Consider the following 19,670-nt stretch of genomic DNA (forward strand, 5'->3'; position numbering starts at 1 on the left):
GCTGCGCCTAGGAGCGCCCAGAATGCCGGCGCGCCTTTCGGGCCGATCCCGTAATAGAGGATTCCGTATAGTCATGATCCTTTGCCGGTAAATGGCGGCAAACGAGGGTTCAACCATTCCGCCACGGCGATTGCGAAAGAGGCGAACGATAATCCGATCGCCAGGTATCGGGCCTGCTTGATTTCGGAAGCAGTGTATCGACCTCCTGGAATGCTCGGCGTTACCTTGATCGGTTTCGTCCTCAGCAAATATGCGTCGATCAAAATCCAAATGCATAGGGCAAGAAGCAATATGCCACCGATGATGATTTCCATAAATGCTGAAATTTGACGACTACATTGACCGGGACCGGGCATCGGAATCCCCCGGCGCCCCTCTGGCGCACGATACTAGGCTTTGGTGTGATGATCCGCGTATGCCACGCCATGACCAAGCGACCAATCCATGCGCGAGTTTTCAACCAGCGCAATCATGATGTCATCTGCCCGGAAGCCTGCTTCCACTGCTCTGTCAGCAATATGACGGAAAAGCGCTCGTTTCTGATCATCGGTACGCCCGCTCAAAAAAACGATTTCGGCGATGCACGCGTCGCTGGACCGGTGTACGCCTCCGAAATGAGGATCAAGAATCATCTCTTCGGCATCGAAGCGAGAAATCAGCTGAAAGAGATCGTTCGGCGGGACATTGCAGGTTTTCACGAGCCCGTCCTGAACAGCCGCGGCAAGAGCTTTTACCTTGCTTGATGAGAGGTGTCTGGGGGCGGAAATTTTTGTTAGTGGCATTGGGCGTCTTGACTTAGAAGTATTGGAAAAACAGCATTACATTAATACGCACGGAGTTAACTCATGCAATGTTGGGTCTTGCAGCCCAACCTGCCGTGCTTGATCAGCGCACACAAAATGTGTACACCCGTGTCGAGGGAGTTGTTATGTCGCATCACTCTGCCACCGCTCATGAATTGCACGGACATGATTGTGAACAAGTATTGCCCACGATCGGACATCTTCTTCCGAAAAGTACCGAAACCACACGTGGTCCTCTCGAGAATAGGGCCGACTGACCTGCTTCCAGTCTTCGAGAAAGTACGCAATGTACGTTGTCGGGTTCTTGAATACCTTCTCGAATCCTTTCACCATGTCGTTTATGTAGTCAGGAGGTGGCGGAGGAATGTTTTGAAGGATTCTGTTCTGCCTCGCCCTGATGTATTCGAGCTCCGGCAGGGACAGGTAATTGGCCAGTTGAAACTGAGCCCCGTCATCCAAAGTTGGATCTGGCCCGCTGCGAATCCAAACGCTAAACTTCGATCCCTTGTAAGGATTCCAGCCATCATGGTGACAGCGAATCTTCACAACGAAGAAATCCGGGCCGACTTGCCGCTGGTAGACAGGGTTACTCGACGATTGCGACTTGAAACCGTTTTCCTTAAACCAAGGCCCAAGCACGCTGCGCAGAACCCGATATGTGTCCTTAGCCTTCATCTTTCTGCATAAGCACAATAAGGTTTGACGTGAGGGGCGACCAGAGCTGGAGGCAAAGGGAACCTGAAGCGCGGCTTCAGGGAATCTGTCTCGACGAAATTGTTAGACGTACTTCGCATCAACCAAGCCACCATATTCTTCAGAATAGACATACTTTCCTGCGAGAACGCCTGCTACATAGGTATCAAAGTACTCGCCAAAACTCCCAGCCTTTACCTCGCGCATTTCCATATCGTGCCACATGGTAATGACTTGGCCCGCTGAACCGGATACTGCAGGATCAAGGTCTAGGCAGAGATGATCCCCGCCGCCATTGTGAGTGAACGGAATCCACTTTGGATTCCACCAATCGTTCTTGACCCCTTTCTCAGGCTCGGAAGATATGTCTTTGAAATCCCCGCCATCTAGAAGCTCCTTCCAGACTAACCACTGACTATAAATCTCCTCGCACGACAAGAACTCCATCCCATCAAATAATGATGAGTACCCGCTTTGGCCGTTATGAACCTTGATGCACGAGACAAAATCATTAGGAAGCTTTGTTCCTAATTTTTCTTCTAGGTCAGATATCTGCTCATCAGATGCCGGCGGATTTAAAGTGGAAAGACCTTCGGGCCAATGCTCAGAAAGCCACTCTTCTAACTTCTTCCATGATTCTTCCATAAAGATTCCTTGTACGCCTAACATAGAGGTGACCGGCGCCTTGCCGCAACGTGTCCGCGTCGACCGGCCTATTAACCCGCGCCGGCAACATGCTCGGTTCCGAGTGCGATAAGCAGGATGCGGTTGAGAATCATCACTGCAGTGATGGTAAATCTGTCGCGAGGCCGTTCCAGCCACGCCGAATCGATGATCTGCGCACCGCCTAGTGTGGTCAGCGACTGAGCGTAATCCAGCTTTCCACAATGGCCTTTAATCTGCTCAGAAGCGAACGACAGCTCAAAATGGTGGTGAGCCGTCTCATTCCGGAGTTCTGCGAGCACGAGGAGGTCTTTGTACATGGCCTTGGGGATCAGGCCCAAGGTGTAGGCGAGGTCTGTTCTCGCCGCGAAACTCCCAATCGCACCCGATCGCGAGTCCAGGAGTTTTTCAGAGACACTGCTCTTGAGTAGGCGCTTAGACAGCAGCGACGCGAGACAGGCGTCGATATAGCTGACGCCCACAACGATGGCCGACGTATCCGGACCCGAGTTCAGCACCTCGTACAGGTGCGTCGAGTCAGTGGACAATTCCTCTGGGGGGATGGGCGGGCGTCGTGCCATAACGGACCTCCTGCGCGGTTTAACGCCGATCTATGGACTCCCTCCGTTTTGCAAGACATTCCGTGTTGGTGTTGATTTGAAATCGACTGCACAAATCTATCCGGCCTACTGTGGCACCCGTCGGCACCGGCCCTGATGTCATTCGCTCGCAGACTTCCTCATTAGCTAAGCGGCCTTGCTTCGGCCATCAGCGTTACCAGGCTCTTGTCTGCGTGAGTTCGACTCATTTCTCCATCAACCCGTCTTGCTCGCAATCGTCGGCGGGGTACTCCGTTTGGTTTATCTTCGGCGCCCAGTTCTTCTCAGGCAGCCGTCCTGTATTCCGTGCCTCTGGCAAGCATGGCCCACATAATCCGGGCATGCTTGGCTGCCAGTGCGACTGCGACGACATTGGCGCAGGACCGTTTCTGCAACTCCATCGCCCACTGGCTTTTGCGATCTGTCTTTCCACCTGCCAAACGCATCACGCTGCGCGTGCCATGGATCAGCAGCGTGCGAAGCCGAACATCCCCACGCTTGCTGATGCCACCGAGGCGGCTCTTGCCGCCACTGGAATGCTGGCTTGGGGTCAAACCCAACCACGCCGCAAACTCGCGCCCGTTGCGAAACAGCTTCGCGTCGCCAACACTGGCCACCATCGCCGTTGCCGTGATCGGCCCGACACCTTCAATTGCCATCAGTCGCTTGGCCGCCTCACTCTGCCGCGCTATGCTGCTGATCTTGCGTTCGTACTCCAGCGCCTTGTCGTCGAGCTTTTGCATGCGCTCGTACAACTCACAAATCGTTTCCTTGGCCAGCAATGGCAAGGCTCTGGTGCCCGTTTCAATTTCCATCATCACCCGCCGCAGCCTCGCCATACCGCGAGTGACGACGATGCCGAACTCCCCCAGCAGGCCGCCAATCTGGTTCGACAGCGCGATCCGTTCCGCCACCAGCAGATCCCGGGCACGATGCATCGTCAGAATCGCTTGCGCCTCTTCGCTCTTGATCGGCACGAAACGCATGTTCGGACGACCAACTGCCTCGCAAATCGCATCAGCATCGTTGGCGTCGTTCTTGCCGCTCTTGCGATAAGGAATGACGAACTGCGATGCCATTAACCGGGCATCATGTCCCAATCGCTTGAGCTCTCTGGCCCAGTAATGCGCGCCGCCACATGCTTCAATCCCAACCAGGCACGGCGGCAGCTTCGCAAAGAACTCCAACACCTCGCTACGGGACAACGTCTTCTTCAGCTTCGCCTTGCCATGCTCATCCACGCCATGCACCTGAAACACCAGCTTTGCGATATCCAATCCGACTCGTACGATTGCCATCTCCGCTCTCCCTGATCAGACGCGGCACAATTGCCCGCTTGATCTGCAGTCTACCCAGCTTCAGAGGTGGAGGGAGTCCATGACATTAGCTAAACGGTAGCGCGTAGCGCTATCCGGGTCGAGCGACAAATTAAATTCCGTCATGCACTCCTCGCCGCTTCGGTTCGCATTTGTTGAACGCGCTCAGCAGATAACTCTAGGCCAGCGGGTGACCCCGGATTAACAACAATTCCGACTCCTGGAGCGACACCTTTTATCAACCAACTAAAGTTTGTGAGAAGCGCAAAGCAGAACTGAGGAAATCGTTTTGGCCACTCGACAGAGCGCTCCAGGGCGGTGAACAACGCCATCACAGAGTCACCATTTCGGTTTGCCAGAATTAGGGGCGACGCAGTGTTATCCCAAACGCCAGCTGGGTCAATATCTTTGTCAATGAGTGTTAAAACCTGAGAAGTCCATAGCTTGTCCATAAAGACTGAAGGGGAAACTTTCCCCTCCTGCGCTTGAACCAGGCAATCTTCCAGTTCGTTGATTGGTTTAAATTCAGCTGGCAATTGCAAGTCTCGTGAAAAAGGGATTTAGCGTTGAATTAGAGTGCAGCATGGTTATTGGAGGCATGGCGTTGATATAGACGATAAGCATAAACCACGACTAAGCCAATGACCCATACTGGGATATAGAGCACCCAAGTCAAGCCTCCTTCGCGAGCAGGAACGAAAAACCAAACCCAAGATTGAAACGCGATAAGCAATGCGCAAAAGAAAAGCAGGCTGGGTGCGGCCAAACCGTGGCGAAATGGCTTGTGAATTAGCGCTAGACCAATGACCAAGATGTGTGGCGCTGCCATAAATAGCCAATTGATCGGCACCAACTCCCAGTCTGCAAGGGCAAAAAGGTGGCCTGAACGGGCGGAGCTGATAAATAGAAGCGCGATCGGAAGCAACGCAGAAAATGTGGCGGTGAGCGCAAAGCGGCGATTGTTTTTCATGCGCTCTAACGATCAAGCTGAACGGCGCGAAGCGACCGAATCCAGTGATGGGATGGACTCCCCCTGCCTTTTTGCGCCAAAGTAGACGCACTGGTTCACGTGGGGACGGGGATCAGTCAACAAAAGGAGCCCACCATGAATACTACTATCGTGGCCGTTGACCTGGCCAAATCCGTTTTCCAGCTTGCTGTGGCCGATGCCGCCTGGCGCGTTACCGAACATCATCGTCTTACCCGTAGCCAATTCGAGCGCTGGTTTATCAACCGCAACGTGTCGCTCGTCATCGTGGAAGCTTGTGGCTCGGCGCATCACTGGGCGCGCTGGCTTAACAGCTTGGGCATTGACGTCAAGCTGCTGCCGGCCGCCTATATCCGCGCCTACGTCAAACGCAACAAGACCGATGCCGCCGATGCCTGCGCGCTCCTGGAAGCCGCCCGCTGCGCCGATATCGCACCGGTCAAGGTCAAGTCGATTGAACAGCAGGCTCTGCAAGGGCTGCATCGAACCCGTTCGCTGTGGATGGGCACCCGCACCTCGCGTATCAACGCCTTGCGTGGCTTCTGCCGGGAGTTCGGCATTTCCGTTGCGGCTGGCAGCCGCAACGGCCTGGAACAGATCAGCCGCGTGCTGGCCGATCCGCATTCGGCGGTGCCGAACCTGATTCGCGGCACCATGAAGCTGCTGGTCGAGGAGATTCGTCTGCTGGAAGCGCGCATCGCCCAGCTTGAGCGAGAACTGACCGAACTGGCCAAGCAGTCGCCTGCATGCACGACGCTGCTGTCGATTCCCGGCATTGGCTTGCTCACCGCTACTGCAATGGTTGCAGCCACCAGCGGCAATGTGCAGCACTTCCGCGATGCTCGCCATTTCGCCAGCTGGTTCGGCCTGACACCGAAGGAATACTCGTCCGGCAGTACGCGCTACCTGGGTCGCATTTCCAAGCGTGGCGACCGCTACCTGCGCATGCTGCTTACCCATGGCGCGCGCTCGGTTTTGCGCGCGGCCAGCGTTGCTCAAACTGCCGGTCGACAACTTGATGGATTGCGACAATGGGCACTGACCGTGCAAGCGCGGAGTAACCATAACAAGGCTGCCTGCGCATTGGCCAACAAGCTGGCGCGCATTTGCTATGCGACGCTGCGCGATGCCGAGCCTTATACCGGCATGGTCACACGCATGAAGAAAAAGATGGAACGCACCGCGTACGCGATGCCTGCTTGAACAACCTGACTGACCTTTGACCCGCCCGCCTTTGCACAGAGATTGATCGCCCATCATGGCAACCCGGGAAATCCCCACACCGTTTGACGCCGATAACTCTTCCGGCAGCTTCACGCCTGCCGCTCGTAACGATTGGCGCAACGGCGACGCAGATTCCATGTCGGCACGGGCCACCAACGAGCCCATCACAGATGCCGGATATACGACTGCAGGCTTCTCCCTCATGCCATCCCTATCGGTCAGTTTCTTGTACTTCGGGGGGAGTCCATATACGAGGAGTTAGAAAGGTTACTCCCACCAACAGTAAAGCGGATTTCCACATACCCCGAACGCTCCAAGATCTTCCTTCGACTTTCCCCAGAAACAGTAGTACTGTCCCTCATTCGGTTCAAACACTAACCAGTAGCCTTCCGAGGCGGCAAGTAAAATGCCTGTTACCTTATCACCCAGATTTCGATGAATGAATCCAGGCTCTTCAACTGTTGCTGAGATCCATTCCGGCGCTGTTAATGAAGCTCGTAGGGTTTGCCGTAGTCCCTCGAAATACTCCTCTTCGCCCCTTCCCTTCGGAACAATAATTCCCGACGTATCCGCTAGTGCAGATTCCAACCGTTCTCGTAAATCGCTAGGAAAGTTCATTTCTAACTTCAATTGGAGTGAAAAAATTTCTGCCTATCCCGGCTGACCGATCGCTTCACAAGCCTTGGTGCGACTGATTGACGCCGATAGGATGTCCGTTTATCCAGCGATAAATAACCGACAAAAACTGACAGCTTCCATTCATTCCAGTCCTCCCGTTTCCACGTCAATTTCCGAACCGCCAAAGCGCCCGATTCAGGCCAAGCCTTGCAACCATGACAAGCGTTACAGCTTACGCAGGGAATAGGCGTACGTCTACCGGATTGATGGTACATCGGCTTCCACAACTTGCAGCATCCCATGGACATGGGAGCCAAAGAAGCAAGCTGCCGAAATGAAGGAAATTCACGCACTATGGCCCGCTCGCCTTATGGACCGGCATGCGACTGAGAAGACGCGTCGCGAAATACTCGTCGACGAAGGCAAGGACAACGAGAGCTGCATCACTGTGTTGTTCTTGGCCTTTGCCGCCCGGCTTTGAAAGCGGGTCGCGCATGCGCCATGGCCACCCGCCCCATCCCCTTTCAACTCAGCGAACTAACCACCGCCAGCATCCGCGCCGGACTCTCCCCCAGCCCATGAAAGGTATGCGGCAACGACGCATTGAGATACGCGCTGTCGCCTTGCTCAAGCCGGTACTTGCGGCCATCATAGAACAGCTCCACCGCGCCTTCGACCACGTACACAAACTCCTGGCCGTCGTGAGTGATCGGCGCGCCTTGCGGGACCTTGGGATCGAAGGTCAGGAGGAACGGTTCCATGACGTGGCCGGCGGTGCCGGGGCGGGTCAGGGAGTTGTAGGCGTAGCTCTGCTCGGTGTCGCCCTGTTCGCCCGAGAAGGATTCGCCGGAGCGGCAGATGGTGAGCGATTCGGTCACGGTTGCGCCGCCGTGCAGCAGGCCTTCCATCTTCGATCCGAACACGCGCGAGAGCTGGATCACGGCGCCGATGGAGGGCACCGCTTCGCCGCTTTCGTAGGCGCGCAGGCGCTCGGCTTCGATGCCGGTGAGTTTGCAGACCTGCTCGACCGTCAGCTCTTGCGCTTCACGCAGTTTCTGTATCCGCTCTCCGACATATTTGCGCACGGTTTTCCTCTCTGGCTGTTGATTCAGATATTGCGCCTGGCGGGCACGATGCGGCCGGACAGCGCGCGCAGGTTCTGCCAGTGGCGCTCGATGTCGGGCCGCAGGTCGGCCGCGCTCAGTCCGGATTTCTGGAAGCGGCGTTGCAGCGACAAATACATGTCGAGTGCTTCGTCGGAGAAGTCCGGTTCGATGTTGATCGCGTAGCGCTTGCCGTCGAACACTTCAAGTACCGGGAACAGGCCGGAGCGCACCGCAAGCCGCACCAGTTCGATGCCGAGCGCAGGCTCGGACTTCCAGCCGGTGGGACATGGCGACAGCACATGCAGGAAGCGGAAACCCTTGAGGTCGAGCGCGTGGCGCAGCTTGCGCAGGGTGTCGTCGGCATGCGCGAGCGAGATCGATGCGGCGTACGGAATCCGGTGCGCGGCCATGATGGCGACGATATCCTTTTTCTGTTCCGGCTTGCCGTGCGGCGTGTTGGTGGTGACCGCGCCGTGCGGCGTGGCGGAGGAACGCTGGCCGCCGGTATTGCCGTAGATTTCGTTGTCGTAGCAGATGTAGAGCACGTCCTCATTGCGTTCGGCGGCCGCCGACAGGCTGGCGAATCCGATGTCGTAGGTGCCGCCGTCGCCGGCCAGGCAGATCACGCGCGTGTCTTCGCCGTTCAGTTGTGCGACGCTGGCCGCGCCGCTGGCTGCCGCGGGCGCGGAAGCGAAGGTGGTGAGCAGCGTCGGCACGCCGTAGGTGCTTTGCGGGAAGAGGCCGGCGGCGACCGCGCCGCAGCAGGCCGGGATGATCAATTGCACCTGGCGGTCAGCCACCGCGCGCCGCATCATCTGCAGCAGGTTGGACATGCCGCAGCCGCCGCAATTGGTGTTGCCCGGCCGTAGCAGAGGCTGGGCGCGATCGAGCGCGGTCTGCGCGACGCCGCACAGGAGCGGTTCGTTCATCATGTTCATACGGCCTCCACCAGGCTTGGCTGGCCCGACTGCTGGCGCGCTTCGATGTCGGCCAGGATGTTGTCGATGTGTTCCGGCCGCAGGTCGCCGCCGCCCACGCCCGCCATGTAGCTCTGCACCACCGCGCCGGGATCGGCCAGGCCGCGCACTTCGCCCCACAGGATGCCGCCGAAGCCGAGGCTGATGTTGCGGTCGATGACGGCGATCCTCTTCTTGCCGGCGAACCATGCCCGGATCAGTTCGGAGGGCAGCGGCCGGAACAGGCGCACGCGCAAGGCGCCGACTTTGCGTCCCTTGGCGCGCAGCGTATCGACCACGCGCTCGGCAGTCGATCCGATGGTGCCCATGGAAACGATCAGGTTGTCGGCATCGTCCGCGCGATAGGGAACCACGGCATCCGGCAGGCAGCGCCCGAAGACCTCGGCGAAGGCATCCTGGATTTCGCCATACACGGCCGGCACCGACAGCATGGCGTTGTGGTGCTGCAGGCGATGCATCTCGGTCAGGTGCGGCACTTCCATTTGTCCCAGCGTGTGCGGCGTGTCGCCAAGCTGGTGCGGAATGGCGGCGGGCGGCAGGAAACGGTCCACCTGCTCCTGTGCCGGGACCTGGATCTGCGCCACCGTATGCGACAGGATGAAGCCTTCCATGCAGACCATGGCGGGCATCATGATGCGCTTGTCTTCGGCCAGGCGGAATGCGCACAGGACGGTGTCGAACAGTTCCTGGTTGTCGGCGCAATAGAACTGGATCCAGCCGAGGTCGCGCAGCATCAGCGCGTCGCCGTGGTCGGCCCAGATGTTCCATGGCGGGCCGACCGTGCGGTTGGCCACGGCCATGACCACCGGCAGGCGCAGGCCGGCGGCGGCCGCGCAGTTTTCCGCCATGTAGGCCAGGCCGTTGGAAGAGGTCGCGGTGAAGGTGCGCGCGCCGGCGGCAGCCGCACCGATGCACACGCCCATGGCGCTGTGCTCGCTTTCGACGCGGATGACCTTGCCCTTGTCGATGGTCTGTCCGCACAGGTATTCCATGCACTCGGTGGACGGCGTGATCGGATAGACGCCGCTGCAGAAGCCGCGCCCTGTGCGGTTGGCGCGCGCCGCGAGAGTCGCTGCCAGTGCGGCGCCATGATTGGCACTGATGAGTTCTAGCGGCATGTGCTTGCCTCCCGCTGGTTCTTGTTGATCATCTCCATCGCGCTGCGCGGGCATTCCGCCACGCACATGCCGCAGCCCTTGCAGAACTCTTCATCGACCCGATAGCCGTCCTCGGTGCGGAAGATCACGCCGTCCGGGCAGTAGACCAGGCAGGTGTCGCAATTGGTGCAATGACCGCAGGAGAAGCAGCGGTCGGCTTCTTCGGGGCCGGCCAGGCCGAGGTTGTATTCGACGAAGCTCTCTCTGCGCGCGGGCGCCGGCAGGTGCCTGTCCTTGTGCGGTGTCGCGAGGTCGAAATGCGAGAAGCGGACTTGCGCGGGCGCGACCGGGTTGACCGCCTGCTGGGTTGTCATCGTCTCGCCTGTCAATGCCTGCAGCGCAATGCGCCTGCCGTTGCCGATGGCATGCGTCACGGTGCCCTCGCCTGTGGCGCAATCACCGGCGAACCAGACCGGCAGCGCCTCGTCTTTCTGCCATGCGCGGCCGTCACGCATCTGCCAGCCAGCCGGCAGGAGTTCCTTGTCGGATTGCTGACCCAACGCCAGCAGAACCTTGTCGCAGGCGATGGTCATCGTACGCTCGCTGACGACTGGACGGCGGCGCCCGCTCGCGTCGGGCGGGCCGGGTTCCACTTCCGCGACGACGATGCCGTCGACCGCGCCCTTGCCGCTGAAGCCGACCGGCTGTCGTTGCAGCACGAGGCGCACGCCTTCCTCTTCGGCGTCTTCGATTTCTTCTTCGATGGCAGGCATGTCTTCGCGGCCGCGCCGGTAGATCAGCTTGACCGAGGTGGCGCCGCAACGCAGTGCACTGCGCGCGCAGTCGATGGCGGTATTGCCGCCGCCCACGACCACCACATGGCCTTGCACGGTGACGCCGCCCTGCTTGGCGCGGTCGAGGAATTCCAGGCCCTGCTCCACGCCGCTCATGCCGACGCCCTCAGCGGCAAGACTGGTCGGCGGGCCGAAGCCGGTGCACACGATCACCGCATCGAACTCCTGCGTCAGGCGGGCCAGTTGCTCGCCGCGCAGTGCCTGTCCGCATTTCGCTTGCACGCCGAGCGCCATGATGCGGTCGATGTCGCGCTTCAACACATCGGGCGGCAGGCGGAAGGCCGGGATGCCGTTGCGCAGCACGCCGCCCAGCGCGGGGCCGGCTTCGTAAATCGTGACGGCATGGCCGCGCAGTGCGAGCTGGTATGCAGCCGACAAGCCGGCCGGGCCGCCGCCGATTACCGCAAAGCGGCGCCGCTGCGCCGGTGTCTGCTGTGCCGGCTGCAACGCTGCCTTGTCCCCTATCCAGCGTTCCAGGCTGCGGATGTTGACCGCGCCGTCGAATGCGGCGCGATTGCATTCCTTCATGCAGGGCGCCGGACAGACGCGACCGCACACCGATGGCAGCGCCTGGGTGCGCAGGAGAATCGTTGCAGCTGCTTCCGGTCCATCGTTCTTCAGCGCCTGGATGAATCCCACGATATCGTTACCGGCGGGGCAGGCGACATTGCAGGGCGCTGCATGCTCGCGATAGAGCGGCGCCTGGTTGCTCCAGGAGCCGGTCTTGAGCGTCGCCGGGGTGTCCGCGCTGTGCTCGCTCATCGGCATCACGTCCGGCAGCGCGGCGAGGATGACTGAGGCGGAGGGGATGTCGGCGGCGTGGTCCGCGTCGCGCATGCGAACATGCGCATAGGCGTCGCGTGCGGCGTCCAGATCGTCGCGCAGGCCCATCGATACATAGGTCTTTTCGAGGACCGTCAGCGGAATGCCCATCATGCGCGCATACGCGCCCAGCATGGTGGTATTGATGATGACGACCGAGCTGCTGCCGATGCCGTGTTCGCGCGCGATCTCGGTGGCATCCACCACGCCGAACTGATAGTGCGCGAAACGTCCGGTATAGGTTTCAAGGCTGGCGTGGGAGTTGAGCAGCAGGACCGCGCCCGCCGAGGCACCGGACAGGATCTGTTCGCCCATCAGGCCTTCGTCCAGCACCAGCAGGTGGTTCGGCCGATAGACCTTGTTGCGGTTGGCGATGGGGGCGTGATCGACGCGGGTGTAGGCTTGCACCGGAGCGCCCGAGCGCTCGCTGCCGTAATCCCCGAAGGTCTGCACATGCAAGCCCATCTGCGTGTACAGCGCCGCGATCAGCTTGGCACAGGTGACGCCGCCCTGTCCGCCCCGGCCATGTACCCGGACTTCCAGCGGCAAGGACAGCCCGCCCGGCACAGTGACGATAGCCGCCTGCGCTGGGGAGCCGGTATTGGTCCGTTGCTCCATTTGCTCCTCCACCTTTGCTTAAAAGGCTCTGCCGCGAAATCTGATGAATCTCCCGGTGACGCACTCCGGTTCGCTTGTGGCGAACGCGCTACCCGGGCACTGGCGTGCGGCCGGATTGGAGATGTCATTGATAACATTAGCGCGGAGCGAGGCCCGCGCCAACGTCAACGTTGCCGGAAAGCGATCCAGATCAATTTTTTGCCGCTGGTGAAGGATGTCTGCCCCTCCCTTGGGAGGAGCGGGGATTAGTAAATCTGCTCGCCGGCCTGTGCGCCGCCGCGCGCATCGGCGCTGCCGACCATGCTGAGAGCGACCGCTTCGGCGACCTTGATGCCATCGACTGCCGCCGACAGGATGCCGCCGGCGTAACCGGCGCCCTCGCCGGCCGGATACAGCCCTTTGGTGTTCACGCTCTGGAAGTTGTCCTGGCGCTTGATGCGCACCGGTGACGAAGTCCGCGTTTCGACACCAGTCAGCAGCGCATCGCGCATCGCATATCCGCGGATCTGGCGATCGAACGCGGGAAGCGCTTCGCGAATGGCTTCGATCGCGTAAGCAGGCAGCGAGGGCGCGAGATCGGTCAGATGCACGCCCGGCTTGTACGAAGGCTGCACCGTGCCGAATTCGCCGGACGGCTTGCCGGCGATGAAGTCGCCGACCAACTGGCCGGGCGCATCATAGTTGCTCCCGCCGAGCACGTAGGCCCGCGATTCCAGCTCGCGCTGCAGGTCGATGCCGGCAAGCGGATGGTTAGCGCCGCGATCGGTCGGATAATCCTCCGGCGTGATGCCGACCACGATGCCGCTGTTGGCGTTGCGTTCATTGCGCGAATACTGGCTCATGCCGTTGGTCACCACGCGTCCCGGCTCGGATGTCGCGGCCACCACGGTGCCGCCCGGGCACATGCAGAAGCTGTAGACCGTGCGGCCGTTCTTGCAGTGATGCACCAGCTTGTAATCGGCCGCGCCCAGGAGCGGATGGCCGGCGAAGTTACCGAAGCGCGCCTTGTCGATCAGCGACTGCGGATGCTCGATGCGGAAGCCGATGGAGAACGGTTTGGCTTCCACGTACACGCCACGGTCGTAGAGCATCTGGAAGGTGTCGCGCGCGCTGTGCCCGACCGCCAGCACGACGTGGTCGGTGGCGATGCGTTGGCCGTTTTCCAGCACCACGCCGCGCACCTGTCCCTGTTCGATATCCAGGTCGGTGACTTTCGCCTCGAAACGGAATTCGCCGCCGAGCGATTCGATGGTCTCGCGCATCGCCTCCACCATCTTCACGAGGCGGAAAGTGCCGATGTGCGGCTTGCTGACGTACAGGATTTCTTCCGGCGCATGGGCTTTCACGAATTCGGTCAGCACCTTGCGGCTGTAATGCTTCGGGTCCTTGATCCCGCTGTGCAGTTTGCCGTCGGAAAAAGTGCCCGCGCCGCCTTCGCCGAATTGCACGTTCGATTCCGGATTGAGTTCGCGCTTGCGCCACAGGCCCCAGGTGTCCTTGGTGCGTTCGCGCACGACCTTGCCGCGCTCGAGGATGATGGGCCGAAAACCCATCTGCGCCAGGATCAGCGCCGCGAAAATGCCGCAGGGGCCGAAGCCGATGATGACCGGACGCTTGTCGACATGAGCCGGCGCATGCGTGACGAACTTGTAGCTCGTGTCGGGCGCGATGCCGACGTTCGGCACGTCCTTCAGGCGAGCCAGCAGCGCATCTTCATTCCTCACCTCCACGTCGAGCGTGTACACCAGCGTGATCGCGCTGCGCTTGCGCGCGTCGTAGCCGCGCCGGAAGACGGTGGTGCGGATCAGATCGCCGGCCGCAATCTTCAGCCTTGCCAGGATGGCAGCTTGCAGGTCGGCGTCGGAATGGTCGAGCGGGAGGATGACGTTGGTCAGTCGCAGCATGTGCGTGGCGTGAAGAGTCCGATGGGAAGGGCGCTATTTTACTCTACGGCATATCACCTGAGCCTGTCCTTGCATCGAAGCATTTTTGTCAACAAGGTGCCCATCGGGTAATCTGCTTGCAATGACAAGGCCTGGAGAAATGATGGGCAAGTTACCGATGTCGATTCACAAGATCTTCCGGCTCATGGCAGCCGCCTTGATCCTCCTGGCGGCCACCGTGCAGGCCGAGGAAAGGAAGAACTGGTACGACGATCCGTTCGAGCAGGCGACGGACACGATTCCGCAGTGCGGCGAAGTCAAGGGTCCGTTGCGCACGAAGGAGGAAGCGCTTGCCGATGCCCATCATCGCATCGAGCGCGGCAACTCCTGCGCGCTGGATGGACGCTGCGAACCTGGCGGCCCCTACAAGCACGACCATGAGATCAACAAGGGCGTGGTGCAGACGATCAGGACTGCGCCGCAACTGCAGCGTTCCGCGATATGGGTGTCGACGGGACACAAATGGGTCACGCTGGAAGGCTGCATCGCCGACGAGGGCCAGCGCAGCATCGCCGTCGAGACGGCGCGTCGCGTCCCGATGGTGGAATTCGTCATCGACAAGCTGCAAGCAAGCGCGAGATAGAACCGGCGCATCGCCTGCCGCGGCCGCATGCCTATCGATACTGGTCGCGCAGGCTCTTCACCTGGTCGTGGTTCTTCAGTACGCCGTGAAACTGCTTTTCCACCACGTTGCGCACATCGGCCGGCAGGTTCTTGTCCAGCGCGCTGCGGTAACTCGCTACCGCGACATCCTCGCCGCGTTCGCATTCCTTGAGCACCGCCCTGTCATTCCTGCCGGTGACCAGACCCTTGATATCGACCCAGCGGCGGTGCAAGGCGCTTCCGAGGTCGCTGCTGTTTTCCGGGTCGCCGCCGTAGGCGCGCACCAGTTCCTGCAACTCGATGACGGCTGCCGTGCAGGTGTGCACGCGATTGGAGAAAAAGGTCTTGAGCTGCGGATCGCTCGCATTGTCCGCACAGCTGCGGAACCCTTCCTCGCCGTCCTTGCTGGTCTCGATCAGCTTGTTCAAGGTCGTGATTATTTCATCGTTGTCCATGCCCGCTCCCGTCCTGGTTGCATGTAATCGGTTCGCGCCCGCGCGCGTCGCTCCCGCCTTGGGGAGCGACCGAACGCGGCATTCACGCGAGGTCCGGAATTATTTCTTTTCCGTTCCGCCGGTGCTCGATGAGCCGGAGGTGTCGGAGGACTTGGATTTATCCTTGCTCTCGGATGGACCGGCGCCGCTCGACGAGGTACCCGACTTGCCGGACGACGATCCCGATGCAGTGCTCTTGCCGCTGGAAATGTCCTTGGCCATGGTCAGATGCTCATCCACGGTCGGCTTGATCTTCGCGACCAGCGCCTTCAGATCCGGATCCTTCGCGCGCTGCTCGGCCTTCTTCAGCATGTTGTCGGTCTTGCGGTGGTCGCCCACGCCGCCCTTCGACATGTACTGCTTGTCAAACTTGTCGCCTTCCAGCGCGCTGAGCTTTTTCAGCTCGGCCTGATGCTTCCTGTCGGGCTCGGTCGGCAGCGTCACGCCCTTGGACTGGGCCAGTTGCTCCAGTTCTTTCTGGGATTGCGTATGGTCGTCGATCATCTTTTGCGCAAAGGTCTTGACCTGATCGCTCTTGGTCTTGTTCTGCGCAACTTTTGCCGCCTCGATTTCGGCCAGGTTGGAATAGGCGATGTCGCGCATCAAATTCTGGTCGGCCTTGCTCAGCGATGTGCCGCTCGCGCTCTTGCCTGCGCTGCCCGAGGTATCCGATGCGCTGGTGCCGGACGACCCGCTGCTGGAGGGCGAAGCCTTGTCGCTGGAACTGGACGAGCTGCTGCTTGGCGCACTGCTTGGTGGTTTCGCGCTCGAGGTTTCGTTCTGGCCGGTCGGGCTCATCTTGCCGGACTTGTTTTCCTTCGTCATGCCGGAGGCGTCCGGCGCGGTGGATTGCGCGTAGACCGAAGTCCCGCCAAAAAGCATCGCGAGCGCGGCGACGCCGAGCAGGCGATTGAGTTTGTTACGTTCTTGCATCTCTAGTCTCCTTCAGGAACATGATGGCAATAGCCAACGAATTGCATCGGATCGATGCATGAACAGTCAGGCAATGTGCATGCCAGATTGCACAGGCGGCCCGGTTCCGCGCAGGCGGCAATTTATGTCAGGGAGATGTGGAAGAGACTACAAGGAAATGCAATATTTACAGCGAATTTTCCGCCGTGCAGGCCATCAAGAAATGAGCCGGCAGATGACGCGCAAAAAAATGCCAAGGCTTTCGCCTTGGCATCAAGACTTGCCGGATTGCTCCGGCAAGCGCCCATGAACGAAGAACGGTCAATGCCGCCTGCAAGACGCGAAAGCGCACCGGTTGCAGGCGGGTTGCGAAGGACGCCGCTGCGCCTTGCGGCGCTCCCCTTTCCGAGCAGCGTCCTCGCAAACCTTATGACCGGTCTTCTAACGGTGTCCTAACGGTGTCTTTTCTCGCACTTGCATTCGACAGTGTTCAATACAGTCCCGTCCGGATCGACGGTTTCCAGAATCACATCAAAACCCCACAGGCGCGTCACGTGTTTCAGCACTTCCTCCGTCTGCTGGCTGAGCGGACGGCGCAGGTACTGGTTGTGACGCAGCGTCAGCGAGCGCTGGCCATGCGTGTCCACCGACCATACTTGGATGTTCGGCTCGCGGTTGTGCATGTTGTACTGGCCGGCGAGCTGTTCGCGCAGATAGCGGTAGCCATCGTCGTCATGGATCGCGGAAATGCTCAGCTTGTCCTTCTTGTCGTCGTCCAGCACGGAGAAGAAATGGAAGTCGCGGATCAGCTTGGGCGACAGGTATTGCGAGATGAAGCTTTCATCCTTGAAGTTGCGCATCGCGAAGTCGAGCGTCTTCTTCCAGTCGCTGCCGGCGATATCCGGAAACCACTGGCGGTCTTCCTCCGTCGGGTCTTCGCAGATGCGGCGGATGTCGCGCATCATCGCGAAGCCGAGCGCATACGGATTGATGCCGTTGAAGTACTTGCTGGTGACCGGCGGTTGATAGACGACGTTGGTATGGCTTTGCAGGAATTCCATCATGAAGCCGTTGCCGACCACGCCTTCGTCATACAACTGATTGAGGATGGTGTAATGCCAGAACGTGGCCCAGCCCTCGTTCATCACCTGCGTCTGGCGCTGCGGATAGAAGTATTGCGACACCTTGCGCACGATGCGCACGATTTCGCGCTGCCACGGTTCCAGCAGCGGCGCGTACTTCTCGATGAAGTACAAGAGGTTTTCCTGCGGCTCGGCCGGGAAACGGTTGGGCGCATCCTCCTGCACCACTTCCGCCTTGCGCGGCAGCGTGCGCCACAAATCGTTCACCTGCGACTGCAGGTAACGCTCGCGCTCTTCCTGCCGCTCGCGTTCTTCCGCCATCGACAGCTTGGTCGGGCGCTTGTAGCGGTCGACGCCATAGTTCTGCAGCGCGTGGCAGGAATCGAGCAGCAGTTCCACCGCTTCGATGCCGTAACGCCGCTCGCAATCCGCGATGTAGTTCTTCGCGAACACCATGTAGTCGATGATCGCTTCCGCATCGGTCCACGTGCGGAACAGGTAATTGCCCTTGAAGAAGGAATTGTGGCCGTAGGAGGCGTGCGCGATGACCAGCGCCTGCATGGTCAGGCTGTTCTCTTCCATCAGGTAGGCAATGCACGGATTCGAGTTGATCACGATCTCGTACGCCAGCCCCATGTGGCCGCGCTTGTAACTCTTTTCCGTCGCCAGGAAATGCTTGCCGAAGGACCAGTGGCTGTAGGACACCGGCATGCCGACCGATGCGTAGGCATCCATCATCTGCTCGGCGGTGATGACTTCCAGCTGGTTCGGATAGGTATCAAGGCCGAAGTTCTCGGCCACCCGGCGGATTTCTTCATGCACCTGTTCGAGCAGCTCGAAGGTCCACTCCGATTGCTCCGGAAGCCGGAACGTTTTGACGGCCTTCTTGCGAGACTTCCTGGCCGGTTTCTTGAGCTCAGTCGTCGTCATTTCGTTTGCTTCTTGAAGAGTTCACGGAATACCGGATAGATATCGGCCGGCGACTCGATTTTCTGCATCGCAAAGTGCGGATGGATATCCGGTATCTGCGTGTATTCATGCCACAGGTTCTGCGGTTCGCCGTCGGTGATTTCGACGTAGGCGTAGTACTGCACCAGATGCATGATCTTGTTGATCAACAGTTCGCGGCAGGTCACCGAGTCGTTGTCCCAGTTGTCGCCGTCGGACGCCTGCGCGACATACACGTTCCAGTCGCCGCGCGCATAGCGCTCGTTGATGATCTTGTCGAGCAGGTGCAGCGCCGATGACACCACCGTACCACCCGATTCGCGCGAATTGAAGAATTCGTTTTCGTCGACTTCGGTCGCCTGCGTATGGTGGCGAATGAACACTACCTCGATCTTCTCGTAGGCGCGCTCCAGGAACAGATAGAGCAGGATGAAGAAACGCTTGGCCGCGTCCTTCTTCGCCTGGTCCATCGAACCCGACACGTCCATCACGCAGAACATCACCGCCTGCGTCGAGGGCTTCGGTACCTTGATGCGGTTGCTGTAACGCAGGTCGATCGGATCGAGGAAGGGAATGCCGAACAGCTTGGCGCGCAGATGATGGATTTCCTTGCGCAGGGCCACGATGCGGTGGTCGTCCTCGAAGGTGGTCTTCAGCAGTTCGTCCATCTCCGCTTCGGCTTCCTTCAGGCGCTTGCGCGACTTGGCACCCACGGCGATGCGGCGGCCGATCGCGCCGCGCATCGAGCGCAGCACATGGATATTGGTCGGCGTGCCGGAGATGGTGTAGCCGGCGCGCTGCTGCTTGAATTCCGTGATGGAAGTCAGTTGCGTCTTGACCAGGTTGGGCAGCTCCAGGTCTTCGAAGAAGTAGTTCATGAACTCTTCGCGCGAGAGCTCGAACACGAAGTCGTCTTCGGTGATCTCTTCGCTGTTGCCCGCCTTGCCCTTGCCGGCGCCATTGCCGCCCTTCGGCCGCTGGATCTGGTCGCCCTTCTGATATTCCTTGTTGCCCGGCCGTACCGTCTCCCACACGCCGCCATGCGCATGGCCGAACGTGGGCTCGTTGATGTCCTTGACCGGAATGGATACTTTTTCGCCTTTCTCGACCTCAGTGATCGAGCGGCCCTTGATGGCACGTGTAACGGCGTCCTTGATCTGGGACTTGTAACGCCGCAGGAAGCGCTCGCGGTTGCCAGCGGACTTGTTCTTGCCTTGCAGACGCCGGTCGATGAGGTAAGCCAAAATGCCTCCTGAAACTCTGTATGGGCGTTTGTTATATCCCTCGGATGTTGGCAATCGAGGGATTGT

General features: G+C 59.7%; 20 protein-coding genes. 2 read left to right on the forward strand and 18 right to left on the reverse strand.

Annotated elements, in window-relative coordinates; all coding sequences use genetic code 11:
• Nucleotides 1-71: 71 nt before the first annotated feature.
• The 8 genes from E6W33_RS02430 to E6W33_RS02465 all read right to left on the reverse strand — a co-directional run bounded on the left by E6W33_RS02430 (nt 72) and on the right by E6W33_RS02465 (nt 5,044).
• Entirely contained in the window at nt 72-314 is a 243-nt protein-coding gene (locus E6W33_RS02430; RefSeq protein ID WP_136413887.1) for a hypothetical protein, read from the reverse strand.
• 75 nt (nt 315-389) lie between these two features.
• On the reverse strand, nt 390-782 hold the full coding sequence (locus tag E6W33_RS02435) for a tautomerase family protein (RefSeq protein ID WP_136413889.1): 393 nt from the start codon (nt 780-782) through the stop codon (nt 390-392).
• A gap of 144 nt (nt 783-926) precedes the next feature.
• Nucleotides 927-1,478 carry a hypothetical protein gene (locus E6W33_RS02440; RefSeq protein WP_136413891.1) on the reverse strand — a complete coding sequence of 184 codons (552 nt, stop codon included), beginning with the start codon at nt 1,476-1,478 and terminating at the stop codon, nt 927-929.
• A gap of 102 nt (nt 1,479-1,580) precedes the next feature.
• Nucleotides 1,581-2,141 carry an SMI1/KNR4 family protein gene (locus E6W33_RS02445; protein ID WP_136413893.1) on the reverse strand — a complete coding sequence of 187 codons (561 nt, stop codon included), beginning with the start codon at nt 2,139-2,141 and terminating at the stop codon, nt 1,581-1,583.
• Between the two features lie 71 nt (nt 2,142-2,212).
• Nucleotides 2,213-2,740 (reverse strand): MltR family transcriptional regulator, encoded by a 528-nt coding sequence (locus E6W33_RS02450; protein ID WP_136413895.1) that lies wholly within the window; start codon nt 2,738-2,740, stop codon nt 2,213-2,215.
• Between the two features lie 302 nt (nt 2,741-3,042).
• Nucleotides 3,043-4,056 (reverse strand): IS110 family transposase, encoded by a 1,014-nt coding sequence (locus tag E6W33_RS02455; RefSeq protein ID WP_136413897.1) that lies wholly within the window; start codon nt 4,054-4,056, stop codon nt 3,043-3,045.
• A gap of 140 nt (nt 4,057-4,196) precedes the next feature.
• The gene (locus E6W33_RS02460) at nt 4,197-4,610 is read right to left on the reverse strand and encodes an SseB family protein (protein WP_168798483.1); all 414 of its coding nucleotides are present in this window, start codon (nt 4,608-4,610) and stop codon (nt 4,197-4,199) included.
• Nucleotides 4,611-4,645: 35 nt separating this feature from the next.
• Nucleotides 4,646-5,044, reverse strand: coding sequence for a hypothetical protein (locus E6W33_RS02465; RefSeq protein ID WP_136413901.1), 399 nt, complete (start codon nt 5,042-5,044; stop codon nt 4,646-4,648).
• 135 nt (nt 5,045-5,179) lie between these two features.
• On the opposite strand from E6W33_RS02465, the gene E6W33_RS02470 reads away from it, so the two are divergent.
• Nucleotides 5,180-6,265, forward strand: a complete 1,086-nt coding sequence (locus tag E6W33_RS02470; protein WP_136413903.1) for an IS110 family transposase — start codon at nt 5,180-5,182, stop codon at nt 6,263-6,265.
• A 288-nt stretch (nt 6,266-6,553) separates the two neighbouring features.
• Here the strand turns inward: E6W33_RS02470 and E6W33_RS02475 are convergent, their stop codons facing one another.
• The 6 genes from E6W33_RS02475 to E6W33_RS02500 form a co-directional block, all read right to left on the reverse strand.
• Nucleotides 6,554-6,904, reverse strand: a complete 351-nt coding sequence (locus E6W33_RS02475) for a hypothetical protein (protein WP_136413905.1) — start codon at nt 6,902-6,904, stop codon at nt 6,554-6,556.
• Nucleotides 6,905-7,428: 524 nt separating this feature from the next.
• Nucleotides 7,429-7,989, reverse strand: coding sequence for an XRE family transcriptional regulator (locus E6W33_RS02480; RefSeq protein ID WP_136413907.1), 561 nt, complete (start codon nt 7,987-7,989; stop codon nt 7,429-7,431).
• A gap of 23 nt (nt 7,990-8,012) precedes the next feature.
• Entirely contained in the window at nt 8,013-8,948 is a 936-nt protein-coding gene (locus E6W33_RS02485) for a thiamine pyrophosphate-dependent enzyme (RefSeq protein ID WP_136413909.1), read from the reverse strand.
• Nucleotides 8,945-10,105 carry a pyruvate ferredoxin oxidoreductase gene (porA, locus tag E6W33_RS02490; protein ID WP_168798484.1) on the reverse strand — a complete coding sequence of 387 codons (1,161 nt, stop codon included), beginning with the start codon at nt 10,103-10,105 and terminating at the stop codon, nt 8,945-8,947. Before porA ends, E6W33_RS02485 begins: the two co-directional genes overlap by 4 nt.
• Nucleotides 10,096-12,378 (reverse strand): FAD-dependent oxidoreductase, encoded by a 2,283-nt coding sequence (locus E6W33_RS02495; protein WP_136413914.1) that lies wholly within the window; start codon nt 12,376-12,378, stop codon nt 10,096-10,098. The genes porA and E6W33_RS02495 overlap by 10 nt, the downstream gene beginning before the upstream one ends.
• 245 nt (nt 12,379-12,623) lie before the next feature.
• Nucleotides 12,624-14,282, reverse strand: a complete 1,659-nt coding sequence (locus tag E6W33_RS02500; protein WP_136413917.1) for an NAD(P)/FAD-dependent oxidoreductase — start codon at nt 14,280-14,282, stop codon at nt 12,624-12,626.
• 139 nt (nt 14,283-14,421) lie between these two features.
• Here E6W33_RS02500 and E6W33_RS02505 point away from each other — a divergent pair, with 139 nt between their 5' ends.
• On the forward strand, nt 14,422-14,904 hold the full coding sequence (locus E6W33_RS02505) for a BON domain-containing protein (RefSeq protein ID WP_168798485.1): 483 nt from the start codon (nt 14,422-14,424) through the stop codon (nt 14,902-14,904).
• Nucleotides 14,905-14,935: 31 nt separating this feature from the next.
• Here E6W33_RS02505 and E6W33_RS02510 read toward each other — a convergent pair whose 3' ends face one another.
• The 4 genes from E6W33_RS02510 to E6W33_RS02525 all read right to left on the reverse strand — a co-directional run bounded on the left by E6W33_RS02510 (nt 14,936) and on the right by E6W33_RS02525 (nt 19,604).
• Complete coding sequence (locus E6W33_RS02510; RefSeq protein ID WP_136413921.1) at nt 14,936-15,379, reverse strand: PA2169 family four-helix-bundle protein; 444 nt, start codon at nt 15,377-15,379, stop codon at nt 14,936-14,938.
• 99 nt (nt 15,380-15,478) lie between these two features.
• A complete protein-coding gene (locus E6W33_RS27390; protein ID WP_247869486.1) occupies nt 15,479-16,351 on the reverse strand; it encodes a DUF4142 domain-containing protein in 873 nt (290 codons plus the stop codon).
• Nucleotides 16,352-16,782: 431 nt separating this feature from the next.
• Entirely contained in the window at nt 16,783-18,342 is a 1,560-nt protein-coding gene (locus E6W33_RS02520) for a SpoVR family protein (protein WP_136413923.1), read from the reverse strand.
• On the reverse strand, nt 18,339-19,604 hold the full coding sequence (locus E6W33_RS02525; RefSeq protein WP_136413925.1) for a YeaH/YhbH family protein: 1,266 nt from the start codon (nt 19,602-19,604) through the stop codon (nt 18,339-18,341). Before E6W33_RS02525 ends, E6W33_RS02520 begins: the two co-directional genes overlap by 4 nt.
• Nucleotides 19,605-19,670: the final 66 nt, after the last annotated feature.

It is taken from the genome of Herbaspirillum sp. ST 5-3, assembly GCF_004804275.1.
Taxonomy (GTDB): domain Bacteria; phylum Pseudomonadota; class Gammaproteobacteria; order Burkholderiales; family Burkholderiaceae_D; genus Noviherbaspirillum.